The organism is Acidovorax sp. (assembly GCF_027492855.1).
In the GTDB taxonomy this organism is placed as follows: Bacteria; Pseudomonadota; Gammaproteobacteria; order Burkholderiales; family Burkholderiaceae_C; genus Acidovorax.
Window position 1 is genome coordinate 12,521 of sequence record NZ_JAPUDY010000077.1, and the last position, 13,113, is coordinate 25,633.

Sequence of the window (13,113 nt, forward strand, 5' to 3'; positions counted from 1 at the left end):
ATGCGCGGACTGGCCCCGCAACGGTTCAGACCGGGTCGAAGGTGCCACATCCTCGCTGCAGCATGGGGATGAGTTCGGCTTCCGGTATGGGCCGGCTGAAGTGGTAGCCCTGGCCCTGGTCGCAGCCAAGGTCCTTGAGGATCTGCACGTGGCGGGCCTCTTCGACGCCCTCGGCGACGATGGCAAAGCCCAGGCTCTGGCCCAGCCTCACCACGGCCGAAACGATGGTCACGTCCTGCGCGCTGCGGTGCAGATCGCGGATGAAGGACTGGTCGATCTTGAGCGTATCGACCGGAAGGTTCTTCAGGTAGGACAGGGATGAATAGCCGGTGCCGAAGTCGTCGATGGCGATGTCGTAGCCCAGCTCTTTGATGGCAATGAATTTGCCCGTGACGTCTTCCAGCCCGCTGATCAGCGCGCTTTCTGTGACTTCGAGCTGTATCAGGCGCGGCATGTCGCGATCCTGGGCAGCGATGGCCCTGAGCGTTTGCAACAGGCGCGGGCTGCGGAACTGTGCTGCGGCCACGTTGACCGCCACGGGCATCTCCTGGTTCAGGGTGTCGCGCCAGCGCCGCGCCGCAGCCGTCGCTTCATGCAACACCCAGTCGCCGATGTCGATGATGAGACCGCTCTCCTCGGCGATGGGGATGAAGCTTGCGGGCGGTATGCGGCCGAGTTGCTGGCTCTCCCAGCGCAGCAGGGCTTCCACGCCCACCACGCGACCGCTGGCCAGGTCCACCTTGGGTTGGTAGGCCAGCCAGAACTCTTGTTGCGCCAGGGCAGTTCGCAGTCCGTTTTCCACACTCAGGCGGCGTGAGGACTCTTGCAGTTGCCGGTCGTCGAAGATGCAATAGGTGTTGCGCCCCAGCTTTTTGGCGGCATACATCCCCATGTCGGCACGGCTCACCAGCTCGGCGGGGGTGCTGCCGTGGTCGGGGAACAGGCTGATACCCACCGAGGGCGTCACATGCAATTGATAGTTGTCGAGGGTGTAGGGGCGGCGAATCTGGTCCATCAGATCCTGGGCCAGGGCGACGGCCTGTAGCTCCTCGTTCAACCGGGGCAGCACCACCAGGAACTCGTCGCCGCCGTGGCGCGTGATCCAGGCGGGCGGTAGGACGGCGGCCTGCAGGCGCAGCGCCAGTTGGCGCAGCAACTGGTCGCCCACCTGGTGGCCCAGGGTGTCGTTGATGTCCTTGAAGTTGTCGAGGTCGATGAACAGCAATGCGAGGCGGCTGCGCGTGGCGCGCGAGCGGTCCAGCTCCAGCGGCAGGTCGCGCGCGAGCTTGGAGCGGTTTCCGAGTCCCGTGAGCGGGTCGTGAAAGGCCTGAAAGACGATTTGCCGCTCTTTGCTGATCTCGTCGGAGATGTCGCGCAGGACGAGCAGGAGCACCACATCGCCAGGGTTGGGCAATGGCACGGCGTTGAGCTCGGCCACGAAAGCGCGTGCGTGGGTGGGGGCGAGCCGCAGTTCGCCGCGCAGCCGCTGGGGTTGGCCCGATGACCGGGCCTGGTCCAGCCAATCGCCACGTGGTGCGCCACTGGCCTCGTCAAGCAACTGAAAGAGCTGGCGCCACGGCTGCCCCTCCAAAGCTGGGCCCGCTACACCCAACAAATGCGCCGCAGCATCGTTGGCATAGACCACCTCGCCCGTGCCATTGAGGGCAAGAACGCCATCGCGGAGTGCGCCCAAGGTGGCCTCCATCTCGCGCATGCGGGCGCGCAGCACGGATTCGGCCTGGTTGCGCAAGCCAGCCTCGATGGCGCGCTCTGCGTGAAAGCGGTTGAGCGTGTCTACCAGCGCGTCAAGCTCGTCCGGCTGCGAGCCGCGTGTCTTGCGCTGCAGGCGAATGCGGTCCTGGCTGTCCAGGGGGTTGAGCCGCGTAACGGCCCGTGCCAGGGCCGACAAATGCCGGGTGATCATCCAGCCCACAATCACCACGAGCATCGCTGCGATGCTGGCGATCTGCAGCAACTGGGCGATGGCAATGCGCCATGCCGTTTCGGCTTGCTGCGCGCGCAGCTGGGCATAGGATTCATAGACACGGATTTCGCCCAACCTGGGCCGGTCCAGGGCTGGATCGTTCGGGGCCTCGATGGGGACCTTCCAGGTGGTGTCGATGGGCAGCACTTCGCCTGGGCGCATGACCGTCATCAGAGTGCGCTCGCCGTCCAGGATGTCGGCGCGCACGATGGCACCTTCGCCCACCATGCCGCTGAGCAGGGCCCGTATGCCTGCGTTGTTGAAGTTCCAGAGGCTCTCGCTCAGTGCTGGCAGGTTCTGCTGCACGCTGCGCTCGGCCTGTTCGTGGGCCCGCTCCAGCAGCCGGGTCCTTTCCTGCCAGACCGTGACGCTGGTGATGGCGCCAAACGCCACCAAGCTGGCCACCACCACCCAGACCAGGGTTTTTGCTGTCAGGGAGGACGGGTTGAAGAAACGCATTGAACAGGTTCTGAGAGTGCTTCAGGGGACCCGCACCATGACCGCGCGGCGGGGAAGATCGGCAATCGTCACGGCCTGCAGAGAATAAACCCATTATGGAGGCGCTCCGACATTGACACAACGCACGCAGATGGTTACGTTGCTCCCCTTAGTGGTCGGAAAAGGGAGCGCATCATGCGCCGCTATCTTTGCTTCCTGTGCTTCCTGCTTGCGACGCCTGTTTTCGGCTTTGGGGTGCATGCCGAAACCCTGCGCATCGCCACGGGAGAGCTCCCCCCCTATGCGAGCTCTGCCCGGCCTGACGACGGGATTTCATTGCACATCGTGCGCCAAGCGTTTGCCAAGGTGGGGGTGAAGGTGACCTATGTCTTCCTGCCCTGGACACGTGCACTGGTCGAGACGCGGGACGGCAAGTGGGATGCCACGGCCGCCTGGGGGCGCAGCGCCGAGCGCGATAAGGGCTTTCTCATCAGTGACAATGTGCTGACTGAGCAGTGGCAGATTCTTTATCGCAGCGACCGCAGCTTCAAGTGGAGCAACCTGCAAGACCTGAAGGGCCAGCGCATCGGCGTCGTGGCCGACTACACCTACACCCCCGAGTTCTGGCGCATGGCCAAGGATGGTCTTTTGCTAGCGGATGTGGCGCCCGATGATGTGAGCAACCTGAACAAGCTGCTTGCTGGCCGTGTGGACATTGTCCTGCTCGATCGCAATGTGGCCTGTGACTTGCTGGGCTCCAAGTTCACGGGCGAGCAAGCGCGCCGCGTCAGGGCACATCCCAAGCTTTTTGTGCCGAACTTCACGACCCACGTGATGATGAGCGAAAAGCTGCCCGAGAGTGCTCGGCGCATGAAAGCCTTCAATCAAGGGCTGGAGGCTTTGCGCCGATCGGGTGAGTACGGCGATATTTTGCAGCAGCAGCCCTGTGCGGCCGACCTCGCACAAGCCTTGCCATCAAGCTAGGGTGTTGAGTGAAATTGGCTGCCAGCGCTTATTCGGCGGCAGTTTTTAGCTATCATTTTTGCAATCGCCAGAAGAGGCAGTGCTCAGATCCGAGGCCAGCACCCGGCGTTCGTCGAACACGAAGCAGCCACCGTGGTAGTGGGCACCATCGGTGAGTTCGAAATATTTCAGAATGCCGCCCTCCAACTGATAGACATGGGAGAGCCCTTCTTCGCGCATGAGGATGGCTGCCTTCTCGCAGCGGATGCCTCCGGTGCAAAAGCTCACCACCGTTTTGTCCCGCAATTCATCCTTGTGCGCCCGCAGGGCGGGCGGAAATTCGGTGAATTTGTCGATGCGCCAGTCGATGGCGTTGTCGAAGGTGCCGCTGTCTACCTCGAAGGCGTTGCGGGTGTCCAGCGTGACCACCGCGCGGCCGTTGTCGTCATGCCCTTGCTCCAGCCAGCGGCGCAGCGTGGCGGGGTCCACCGACGGCGCGCGTCCCTGGGCGGGCTGGATGGCCGGGTGGTCCATGCGGATGATCTCGCGCTTGACCTTGACCAGTATCTTGCGAAACGGCACGGTGGCCGACCAGCTTTCCTTGGGCGCGAGGTCGGCAAACCGGGCGTCGGTGCGCAGTTGCTCGACGAAACCCCGCACCGCAGCGGCGGGGCCCGCCAAAAAGAAGTTGATGCCTTCTTCAGCCAGCAGGATGGTGCCTTTGAGCTCGGCTTCGACGGCGCGCGCATGCAGCGCATCGCGCAGCGTGGCGGCGTCGGGCAGGGGCACGAACTTGTAGCAAGAGATGTTGAGGACGGTGTGGGTGTTCACGACAGTAAAAAAGCACAAAGGCCCGGTAGCGGGCCTGTGGTGGGGTGCGCCAGGGCAATGCCTGGCACGCACCCGTTCATGCTGTGGGCGACAGCAGCGTGGTTTCTATCTTGTTGGCCAGTTGGGAAATGGCCAGGGCAGCCGGGCAGCCGGGGGTTTGCAGCAGCAGCAACTGGCGGCGCATCACGGCATCACGCACCGAGGAATCGGCGGGGATGTCGCCCATGTGGATGAGGCGCACGGGGCGGCCTGATTCGGTGCTCACAAAGCGGTCCAGCACCTGCTGCAGCTGACTGGCAATGGCGCGGCCATCGCCGGGGCGGGCCGCCTGGTTGATGACCATGCGCACGTGCTGGCGCTTTTGCTGCATGGCCAGCACCTTGATGGCAGCGTAGGCGTCGGTCAGCGAGGTGGGCTCTGGGGTCGCCACGATCAGCACCTCGGAGGCCAGGGAGATCGAGAACAACACCACGTCGGAGATCCCCGCGCCGGTGTCGAGCAGCACCACGTCATAGCGTGGGGTAAGCGCCTTGAGCACGCTCAAAAACTGGTTGCGCACCTCGGGTGTCAGGCGCGAATACTCCACCATGCCGGAGCCGGCCAGCAGTACGTCGAAACCACCGGGCGCGACGATCACGGCGTCATCGACAGCGGCTTTGCCCGTGAAGACGTCGTGCAGCGTGACCTGGGGGTGCAGGTTCAGCACCACGTCCAGGTTGGCGAGGCCCAGGTCGGCATCCAGCACCAGCACGCGTTGGCCGCGGCGGGTGAGGGCGGCTGCGAGATTCGCCGATACAAAGGTCTTGCCCACGCCGCCCTTGCCGCTGGTGACCGCAATGATGCAGGCACCGCCGCGCGAAGCCGAGGCGGTGGATGGGGCCGGGCCAGCGGGGGCTGCGGGTGTTGTGGGTTCGGGGGTCAGCGCGTCACTCATCATCTAACTTTCAGTAGGCGCTGCCTGTTGGTTTGGAGTCCAGCGGAGGCAAGTCGCCCCACCCGGAGGGAGTGTAGAGCGGGCCAAACAACAGGCTTTTCTCTTCAGCACTGACGGTGCTGTCGGGTTGCTCCTCGATGCTGACCCGGTTGCGGCCGGCCGATTTGGCTTTGTAAAGCTGGTGGTCGGCCCGATCGGTCCACAGCAGTGTGGTCGATCGGATCCACTGCATGGCAAAAGCGCCGCCGACGCTCACCGTGACATTCAACTCCACCGAAGGGGAGATCCGGATGGGGGTGCTGGCCACGGCCCGCCGGATGCGTTCGGCCACCGAATGGCCAAATGCAGCCTGGCAGGCGGGCAGGACCACGGCAAACTCCTCGCCACCGTAGCGCGCCAGGGTGTCCATGGGGCGCACACAGGCGTTGAGCGTGCGGGCCACCGACTGCAGCACCACGTCGCCCGCCAGGTGGCCGTGCGTGTCGTTCACCTTCTTGAAGTGGTCGATGTCCAGCATAAGCAGCAACGCGGCTTCACCCGAGCGCGTCACGCGGTCGATCTCGCGCTCCAGCACCGCACGGAAATGCCTGCGGTTGGCCAAACCGGTGAGGGGGTCTTTGAGGGACAGTTCGCACAGGCTGTCGATCAGGCCCTGCAGGTACTGCGAAGGGGCCTCGCGGTGCAGCAGTGCTTCGCTGCCGCCGGCCTGAGCCACCAGCGCGTGAGCGGTATCCAGGCGAAGTTCGCGCAGATCTACCAGATGAGAAGCCGCAGAATCAGACACAAATGAAGTAAGAAAGAGTTCTGTGAGTGTACCAGTGCACCAACTGAAACAGAGCGCGCCGGGAGCATAGGTCTAACCCTCAGTTTGCCTTCGCGGCAGGCTCTGAAAGTTGCTGCAACGCCAATAACGCCTCGGCGTCGGTGCGGTACATGGCCAAGCCAGCATGCGGCTCCAGCAGGCCCGCCTGCCGCAGGACCTTTTCGGCGGGCAGTTTCAGGCCGCTCAGGTGCAGCGTGCCGCCTTTGGATCGCATGGTGGATAACAATTGAGAAAATGTTTCAACCCCGGTCACGTCGATGCGGTTGATGGGCTGGGCCAGCAGGCAAAGGTGCATCACATCGGGGTTTTGTGCCAGGTGGTCTGCCACCCGCCGCTCCAGCGCGCTGGCAGAGGCAAAGTCCAGCTCGGCATCCATGCGCAGGGCCAGCAGCCGGGGCGCCAGCGGGGGCAGGTGCCACAGGTGGCGGTCGCGCAGGCTGCCGTCCGGGTGCAGGCCGACTTCGATGATGCGGGGATGCAGGCGCTGGTAGAGAAAGTGGCTCAGGTTGATGAGCAGCCCCACCAGCACCCCCCAGTACATGCGCGGTGCCGTGGCAAGTGTGAGCGCAAAGGTAATGCCGCTGATCACGGCCTCCACCCGCGACACGCGCCACAGCCGCACAATGGTGCCGGGCTTGATGAGGCTGGTCACCGCCGTGACGACCACGGCCGCCAGCACCGACTGCGGTACGTGGTACAGCGCCGGGGTGAGCCACAGCAGTACCACCAGCACCAGGCTCAAGGCAAACAGCGTGGCCCAGCCGCTTTTGGCGCCCGCATACAGATTGATGGCGGACCGCGAGAACGAGGCGCTGGTGGCAAAGCTGCCGCACAGCCCGCTGCTGATCTTGGCCAGGCCCTGGCCAATCAGGTCCTGGTTCTCGTTCCATTGTTCTTTGGAGCGCTGGCTTTCCACCTTGGCGCTGGAGGCTGTCTCCAGAAAACTCACCAGTGTGACCACCAGCACGGGCATCACCAGGGCGGTAAAGCCCGACCACGGCAGGGCACCCGGCCAGTAGGGCGCTGGCAGGCCCGAGGGCAGGGCGCCTACCACCGCGCCGCCCGCATCGGCATAGCCCAGCGCCCAGCTCAAGGCGCCTGCCGCGCCCACCACCACGATGGCTGCCGGGAAGTTGGGCCGCCAGCGGCGCGCCAGCATCAGCAATGCCAGGCTGCCCAGGCCGAAGGCTGCCGCCGTCAGGTCAAACAGCCCCGGCGAGGGGACGGACAGCAGAGTCCCCCAGTCGGCCGCCCGCAGGCCGGTAAGCGCACGCAACTGCGAGCCCAGGATCAGCAGCGCAGCAGCCTGCGTGAAGCCATTGAGCACGGGCGATGTGACCAAATTGAGCAGCCAGCCAAAACGCGCCAGCCCCATCACCAATTGCAACAGGCCCGAGAGAATGGCCATCCACGCCGCCATGGCCACCCACTGTGCGCTGCCCGGCTCGGCCAGGCCGGTGAGCGAGGCGCCAATCAACAGGCTGGTGAGCGCCGTGGGCCCCACGCCCAGGCGGGTGGAGGAACTGAACAGCACGGCAACCAGCGCCGGGATCAGCGAGGCGTAGATCCCCGTGATCAGCGGCATGCCCGCCAGTGCCGCGTAGGCCACGCCCTGGGGCACCAGCATCAGGCCCACGGTCATGCCGGCCCAAAACTCGCCTTTGAGCAGGTGGCGGTCGGGGCGGGGCCATTTCAAAAATGGGAACCAACGGGTCAGCGAGGGCGAAATCATGGCCTGATTGTCGCGTGTCACGAATAGGCTGTCCCCGCTGGCAGATAGGTTGGCGACACCGTCCGTCACCGTCCTACATGCACTTCGGCGGCGTCCGACCCACGGGCTGCCCGTTGCTGCCTACAGTAGGCCCCTGTTTCAACTGCACGGAGCCAACCTATGAACGCCTTGACAAGCATCGACCGCCCCACACACCGCGTTGCCAGCATTCTGGCTGTGAGTGCGCTCGCTTTGGGCCTGGCGGCCTGCGGCAAGACTGAAGAGCCCACTGTGGGCCAGAAGCTCGATTCCGCCATCGAAAAAACCGAGCAGACTGCCGCTGACGCCCGCGCCAAGGCCGAATCCGTGATGCAAAGCGCGGAAAAGAAGGTGGAGGACGGCGCCGCCACTGCCGAGGCCACGGCACAGCAGGCCGCCCAGCAGGCCAAGGGTGCGGTGGACGACACCGCCATCACCGCACAGATCGTTGCGGGCCTGGCCAAGGATGCCGACCTCAGCGCCATCAAAATCAGCGTGGACACCGTGGGCGGCAAGGTCACGCTGAAAGGGCCTGCGCCATCGGCTGCTGCCAAGGACCGGGCCGAAGCCCTTGTCAAGGCCATCAGCGGCGTCGTCTCGGTGGACAACCAACTGGTCGCTCCTGCGGGCTGAACGGCAATGGGCTGCGCGGGGCGGCTACCATGGCTGGCATGAACCACCACGACGCCGATCTCGCTACCCGCATCGTTCACCACGACTACCGCCCGCCCGCCGGGTTCGAGGCACCCCAGCCGGGGGTTTACAAGGCCTCGACCGTCATCTTCCCCAACGTGGCGGCGATGCGCTCGCGCGAGTGGAAGGACAAGAGCGGCTACACCTATGGCTTGCACGGCACGCCCACCACCTTCATCCTGGAAGAGCGCCTGTGCACGCTCGAAGGCGGCCTGCAGTGTGTGCTGGTACCCAGTGGCCTGGCCGCCATCGCCAACGTGGGGCTGGCCCTGCTCAAGCCAGGGGACGAGGTGCTGATCCCGGACAACGCCTATGGCCCCGGCAAGGACTTTGCCGATGGCGAACTGGCCCGCTTCGGCGTTACCCATGTGCCCTACGACCCGCTGGACCCGGCCGACCTGGCCGCCCGCATCACGCCCGCTACCCGGCTGGTGTGGCTGGAGGCGCCCGGCTCGGTGAGCATGGAGTTTCCGGACCTGTGCGAGCAGGTGCGCATCTGCCGTGCGCGCGGCGTGACCACGGCGCTGGACAACACCTGGGGCGCGGGCCTGGCGTTTGCGCCCTTCGATCTGCTGGGCGACGGTAGCCTGGGGGTGGACATCTCTGCCCAGGCGTTGACCAAGTACCCCAGCGGCGGGGGCGACGTGCTCATGGGCAGCGTCATCACGCGCGACCTGGGCCTGCACATGAAGATCAAGCTCACGCACATGCGGCTGGGCCTGGGCGTGGGGGCGAACGATGCCGAGGCGGTGCTGCGTGCGTTGCCCAGCATCGGCCTGCGCTACCGCGCCCATGACGAGGCCGCCCGCAGCCTGGCGCGGTGGCTGCAGCAGCAACCGGCCATCGCTCAGGTGCTGCACCCCGCGCTGGAGGGATCGCCTGGCCACGCGCACTGGAAGGCACTGTGCGGCGCCGCGCAAGGCGGGCAGGGCGCGGCGGCAGGCCTGTTCGGCGTGATGATCGATGCGCGTTATTCGCAGGACCGGGTGGACGCGTTTTGCGATGGCCTGCGCCTGTTCAAGCTGGGCTACAGCTGGGGCGGGCCGATGAGCCTGGTGGTGCCCTATGACATTGCCAGCATGCGCAACCGCTCCGCGCCGCACCTGAAGCCAGGCACGCTGGTGCGGTTTGCCGTGGGGCTGGAGGCGGCAGAGGACTTGCGGCAGGATCTGCAGCAGGCGATGGAGCGCGCGTTTCCGCTGGCGTAGATGGCGGCGGCTGTGCGGGGGTGGTAGTTTCCTCAGTGGCGCAGCACCGGGGGCTGGCTTAGTGTGAGGGTTTGCGGGTCTTCTCCCGCAGCCTTTTCAACACCTCGCCTGTTTGCATGACCGCTACGCCGTCCCCTTCCGCCAGCCCCGTCCCCGATGATTCCGCCAGCCCGGCGGTGCCTGCCGCGCCCGATGCGCAGGCTGCGCAACCCGTGGTTTTGCAACCGCTGGGGTTTGCAGATCCGTTTCGTTGGCTGGTGCGGGGTTTGCAGGATGTGCGCGCCGCCCCTGGCATCGCTGTGTTCTATGGAGTGTGTTTTTGGTGCATGGCGGTGGTGCTGGGCTGGGTGTTCCGCACCCGCCCCGAATACACCATGTCCCTGGCCAGCGGCTGCCTGTTGCTGGGCCCTTTTCTGGCCATGGGGCTGTACGACACCAGCCGCCGACGTGAAGCGGGTCTGAAACCCGAGCTGAGCGAGTCGCTCACCTGCTGGGACAGCCACATGGGTAGCATGGGCATGCTGGTGCTTGTGCTTGTAGTGCTGGAGCTGCTCTGGGGCCGCGCCTCGCTGGTGGTGTTTGCGGTGTTCTTCAACACCGGCATGCCGTCCACCACGGGCGTGCTGCAGGCAGTGTTTAATCCACAGAACTGGAGCTTCGTGGCGGTGTACGCCGTGGTGGGCGGCGTGTTTGCGGCGCTGGTGTTCTCCACGTCGGTGGTGTCCATCCCGATGATTCTCGACCGCGACACCGACGCTCTCACGGCGGGCATCACCAGCATGCGCGTGGTGCTGGAGAACCCCGCCGTCATGCTGCTGTGGGGCGCGCTCATCACCGCCATCGTCGCGGTCTCGCTCTGGTTTTGGGGCGTGGGGCTGCTGCTGGCGGGCCCTGTGCTGGGTTTTGCGAGCTGGCACGCCTACCGCGCATCCGTCGCGCCACTGAGGCCCGCCACGGCCTGACGGGCAGGTGCATGCTGTTACAGTGGGTCTCTACTTCAGGAAGCAATTACCTTGGCAACACCTAACTACGGATACGAAAAGCGCCAGCGCGAACTCGCAAAAAAACAGAAAAAAGAAGAGAAGCTGAGGGCCAAAGCGCACCGCAGGCCGGATGAACCGCAGGGGAGCCAATCCGCTGATGATCAGCCCGCCAGCGACGCTGCCGCCCCTGACCAGCCAGGCCCTGCAGGCGCCTGAGCTTCGCGTCAGCGCAGCAGTTTTTTGAGTTCCGGCCAGACATTGGCCAGCATCTGCGGATGCGCCTCTGCGCGCGGGTGGATGCGGTCGGGCTGGAACAGGCGGGTCGGGTCGGGCCCATCCGCCACCCCTTTCAGCAAAAAGGGCACCACCGCCGCTTTCTGGGCCTGCGCCACGGTGGTGAACAAGCCCGCGAACCTGTTGGCATAGTCAGTGCCATAGTTGGGCGGCACCTGCATCCCCACCAGCAAGACCTTGGCCCCGGCCTTCTGCGCCGTCTGTGTCATCCAGGTCAGGTTCTCCTCGGTATTCTTGAGCGGCAAGCCCCGCAAAGCGTCATTGCCGCCGAGCTCTATCACCAAGTGGCTGGGCCGGTGCTGGGCCAGCAGGGCTGTCAGGCGCGAGCGGCCGCCCGATGTCGTCTCGCCGCTCACGCTGGCGTTGACCACGCTGACGTTCATCTTGTCTTGTGCCAATTGCTTTTCCAGCAGCGCGACCCAGCCGGTGCCCCGCGCCAGGCCGTATTCGGCGCTGAGCGAGTCGCCCACCACCAGCAGCACGGGCGTGCGGGCGGTGGGGGCCGGTGCCTTGGCCTGGGCCAGGGCGGCAGGGGCAAAAAGCCCCACGCAAACCCCCACCAATGCGCCGGACGCGGCGCTCACGATAAAGTGGCGGCGTCGATACAGATTTCGAATCAAAGCAAAAGTCCTTTCATGTCCGAATCCACCGCACAACCCAAGACAGCGTCTGCAACACCCATCATCGCTGTGGAGCATGTCTTCAAGTCGGTGACCGATTCCACCGGAACCCTCGACATTCTGCGGGATATCGATTTCCGCCTGGCCGCGAGGGAAACCGCAGCCATCGTCGGCGCCTCGGGGTCGGGCAAAAGCACGCTGCTGTCCATCATCGCGGGGCTGGATACGCCCACGCGTGGCACCGTGCGGCTGGACGGCCACGACCTCTTCACCATCGACGAGGACGCGCGCGCGGCCTTGCGTGCGCAGAAGGTGGGCTTTGTGTTCCAGAGCTTCCAGCTCATGGGCAACCTCACTGCGCTCGAAAACGTGATGCTGCCGCTGGAACTGGCCGACCGCCGCGACGCCCGCAAGGCCGCCACCGAGATGCTGGCCCGCGTGGGCCTGGGGCAGCGCCTGTCGCACTACCCCAAGGTGCTGTCGGGCGGCGAGCAGCAGCGCGTGGCCCTGGCGCGGGCTTTTGTGGTGCAGCCCGCCGTGCTGCTGGCCGACGAGCCCACCGGCAGCCTGGACTTTGCGACCGGCGAAACCATCATGAAGCTGATGTTCGAGCTCAACCGCGAGCAGGGCACCACGCTGGTGCTGGTCACCCACGACCGTGCCATTGCCGCGCAGTGCGAGCGGCGCATCACCATCGACGCAGGGTGCGTGGTTTGAATTTTTAGTGTTTTTGGCCTCTAGCGCTTATTCAACAAGCGCAAGCAGCTATTAATTTGATAGTTATCCAAAGGGCTGCCTTGCCGCCAGCGGATAATCGCCCCATGTCCAGCCCCAAAGTTCTCTTCGGCTTTCACGCCGTGGGCGTGCGTCTGAAGACCGCGCCACAGTCCATCATCGAGATCTACTACGAAGCCACGCGGCGCGATGCCCGCATGCGCCAGTTTCTCGACCGCGCCCGCGAGGCCGGAGCCCGCCTCATCGAAGCCGACAGCGTGCGTATTGCCAAGCTCGCGGGCAGCCACGGCCACCAGGGCGTGGCTGCGCGGGTGGAGCCCGTGGCCCAGGTCACCTCGCTCGACGAGCTGCTGGAGAACCTCGAAGCCGCAGGCATCGAGCAGCCCCTGCTGCTGGTGCTTGACGGTGTGACCGACCCGCACAACCTGGGCGCCTGCCTGCGCGTGGCCGATGGTGCGGGCGCCCATGCCGTCATCGCCCCCAAGGACCACGCCGTGGGCATCAACGCCACCGTGGCCAAGGTGGCCAGCGGCGCGGCCGAAACCATGCCGTACTTCATGGTCACCAACCTCTCGCGCACCTTGAACGAACTCAAGGAGCGCAACATCTGGTGCATCGGCACCAGCGACGATGCGCCCAAGACCGTGTACCAGGTTGATCTGAAAGGCCCCGTGGCCCTGGTGCTGGGCGCCGAGGGTGACGGCATGCGCCAGCTCACGCGCAAAACCTGCGACGAGCTGGTCAGCATCCCCATGAAGGGCGCTGTCGAAAGCCTGAACGTATCGGTGGCCAGCGGCGTGTGCCTGTACGAAGCGCTGCGCCAGAGGACTTGATCCTCCGGCCTAATTTATCCATTG

General features: G+C 65.2%; 13 protein-coding genes. 7 read left to right on the plus strand and 6 right to left on the minus strand.

Annotation, left to right across the window (positions count from 1 at the left end; translation table 11 throughout):
• Positions 1-25: 25 nt before the first annotated feature.
• A complete protein-coding gene (locus Q0105_RS15375) occupies positions 26-2,443 on the minus strand; it encodes an EAL domain-containing protein (protein WP_298213007.1) in 2,418 nt (805 codons plus the stop codon).
• A gap of 174 nt (positions 2,444-2,617) precedes the next feature.
• On the opposite strand from Q0105_RS15375, the gene Q0105_RS15380 reads away from it, so the two are divergent.
• The gene (locus tag Q0105_RS15380) at positions 2,618-3,406 is read left to right on the plus strand and encodes a transporter substrate-binding domain-containing protein (protein ID WP_298213008.1); all 789 of its coding nucleotides are present in this window, start codon (positions 2,618-2,620) and stop codon (positions 3,404-3,406) included.
• Between the two features lie 45 nt (positions 3,407-3,451).
• Here Q0105_RS15380 and Q0105_RS15385 read toward each other — a convergent pair whose 3' ends face one another.
• The 4 genes from Q0105_RS15385 to Q0105_RS15400 form a co-directional block, all read right to left on the minus strand.
• Positions 3,452-4,216 (minus strand): sulfurtransferase, encoded by a 765-nt coding sequence (locus Q0105_RS15385; RefSeq protein WP_298213009.1) that lies wholly within the window; start codon positions 4,214-4,216, stop codon positions 3,452-3,454.
• 76 nt (positions 4,217-4,292) lie between these two features.
• The gene (locus Q0105_RS15390; protein ID WP_298213010.1) at positions 4,293-5,150 is read right to left on the minus strand and encodes a MinD/ParA family protein; all 858 of its coding nucleotides are present in this window, start codon (positions 5,148-5,150) and stop codon (positions 4,293-4,295) included.
• Positions 5,151-5,160: 10 nt separating this feature from the next.
• Positions 5,161-5,934 carry a GGDEF domain-containing protein gene (locus Q0105_RS15395; protein ID WP_298213011.1) on the minus strand — a complete coding sequence of 258 codons (774 nt, stop codon included), beginning with the start codon at positions 5,932-5,934 and terminating at the stop codon, positions 5,161-5,163.
• A 79-nt stretch (positions 5,935-6,013) separates the two neighbouring features.
• Complete coding sequence (locus Q0105_RS15400; RefSeq protein ID WP_298213012.1) at positions 6,014-7,705, minus strand: SulP family inorganic anion transporter; 1,692 nt, start codon at positions 7,703-7,705, stop codon at positions 6,014-6,016.
• A gap of 159 nt (positions 7,706-7,864) precedes the next feature.
• Here Q0105_RS15400 and Q0105_RS15405 point away from each other — a divergent pair, with 159 nt between their 5' ends.
• The 4 genes from Q0105_RS15405 to Q0105_RS15420 all read left to right on the plus strand — a co-directional run bounded on the left by Q0105_RS15405 (position 7,865) and on the right by Q0105_RS15420 (position 10,823).
• Positions 7,865-8,356 (plus strand): BON domain-containing protein, encoded by a 492-nt coding sequence (locus Q0105_RS15405; protein WP_298213013.1) that lies wholly within the window; start codon positions 7,865-7,867, stop codon positions 8,354-8,356.
• Between the two features lie 29 nt (positions 8,357-8,385).
• The gene (locus tag Q0105_RS15410; protein ID WP_298213014.1) at positions 8,386-9,624 is read left to right on the plus strand and encodes a PLP-dependent transferase; all 1,239 of its coding nucleotides are present in this window, start codon (positions 8,386-8,388) and stop codon (positions 9,622-9,624) included.
• A gap of 116 nt (positions 9,625-9,740) precedes the next feature.
• Positions 9,741-10,586, plus strand: a complete 846-nt coding sequence (locus Q0105_RS15415) for a DUF2189 domain-containing protein (RefSeq protein WP_298213015.1) — start codon at positions 9,741-9,743, stop codon at positions 10,584-10,586.
• Between the two features lie 51 nt (positions 10,587-10,637).
• Positions 10,638-10,823, plus strand: coding sequence for a hypothetical protein (locus Q0105_RS15420; RefSeq protein ID WP_298213016.1), 186 nt, complete (start codon positions 10,638-10,640; stop codon positions 10,821-10,823).
• Positions 10,824-10,831: 8 nt separating this feature from the next.
• Here Q0105_RS15420 and Q0105_RS15425 read toward each other — a convergent pair whose 3' ends face one another.
• Positions 10,832-11,521, minus strand: coding sequence for an arylesterase (locus tag Q0105_RS15425; RefSeq protein WP_298213017.1), 690 nt, complete (start codon positions 11,519-11,521; stop codon positions 10,832-10,834).
• 15 nt (positions 11,522-11,536) lie between these two features.
• On the opposite strand from Q0105_RS15425, the gene Q0105_RS15430 reads away from it, so the two are divergent.
• Together Q0105_RS15430 and rlmB are read left to right on the plus strand one after the other, a co-directional pair.
• The gene (locus tag Q0105_RS15430; RefSeq protein ID WP_298213018.1) at positions 11,537-12,238 is read left to right on the plus strand and encodes an ABC transporter ATP-binding protein; all 702 of its coding nucleotides are present in this window, start codon (positions 11,537-11,539) and stop codon (positions 12,236-12,238) included.
• Between the two features lie 104 nt (positions 12,239-12,342).
• Positions 12,343-13,089 (plus strand): 23S rRNA (guanosine(2251)-2'-O)-methyltransferase RlmB, encoded by a 747-nt coding sequence (gene rlmB / locus Q0105_RS15435; protein ID WP_274109219.1) that lies wholly within the window; start codon positions 12,343-12,345, stop codon positions 13,087-13,089.
• Positions 13,090-13,113: the final 24 nt, after the last annotated feature.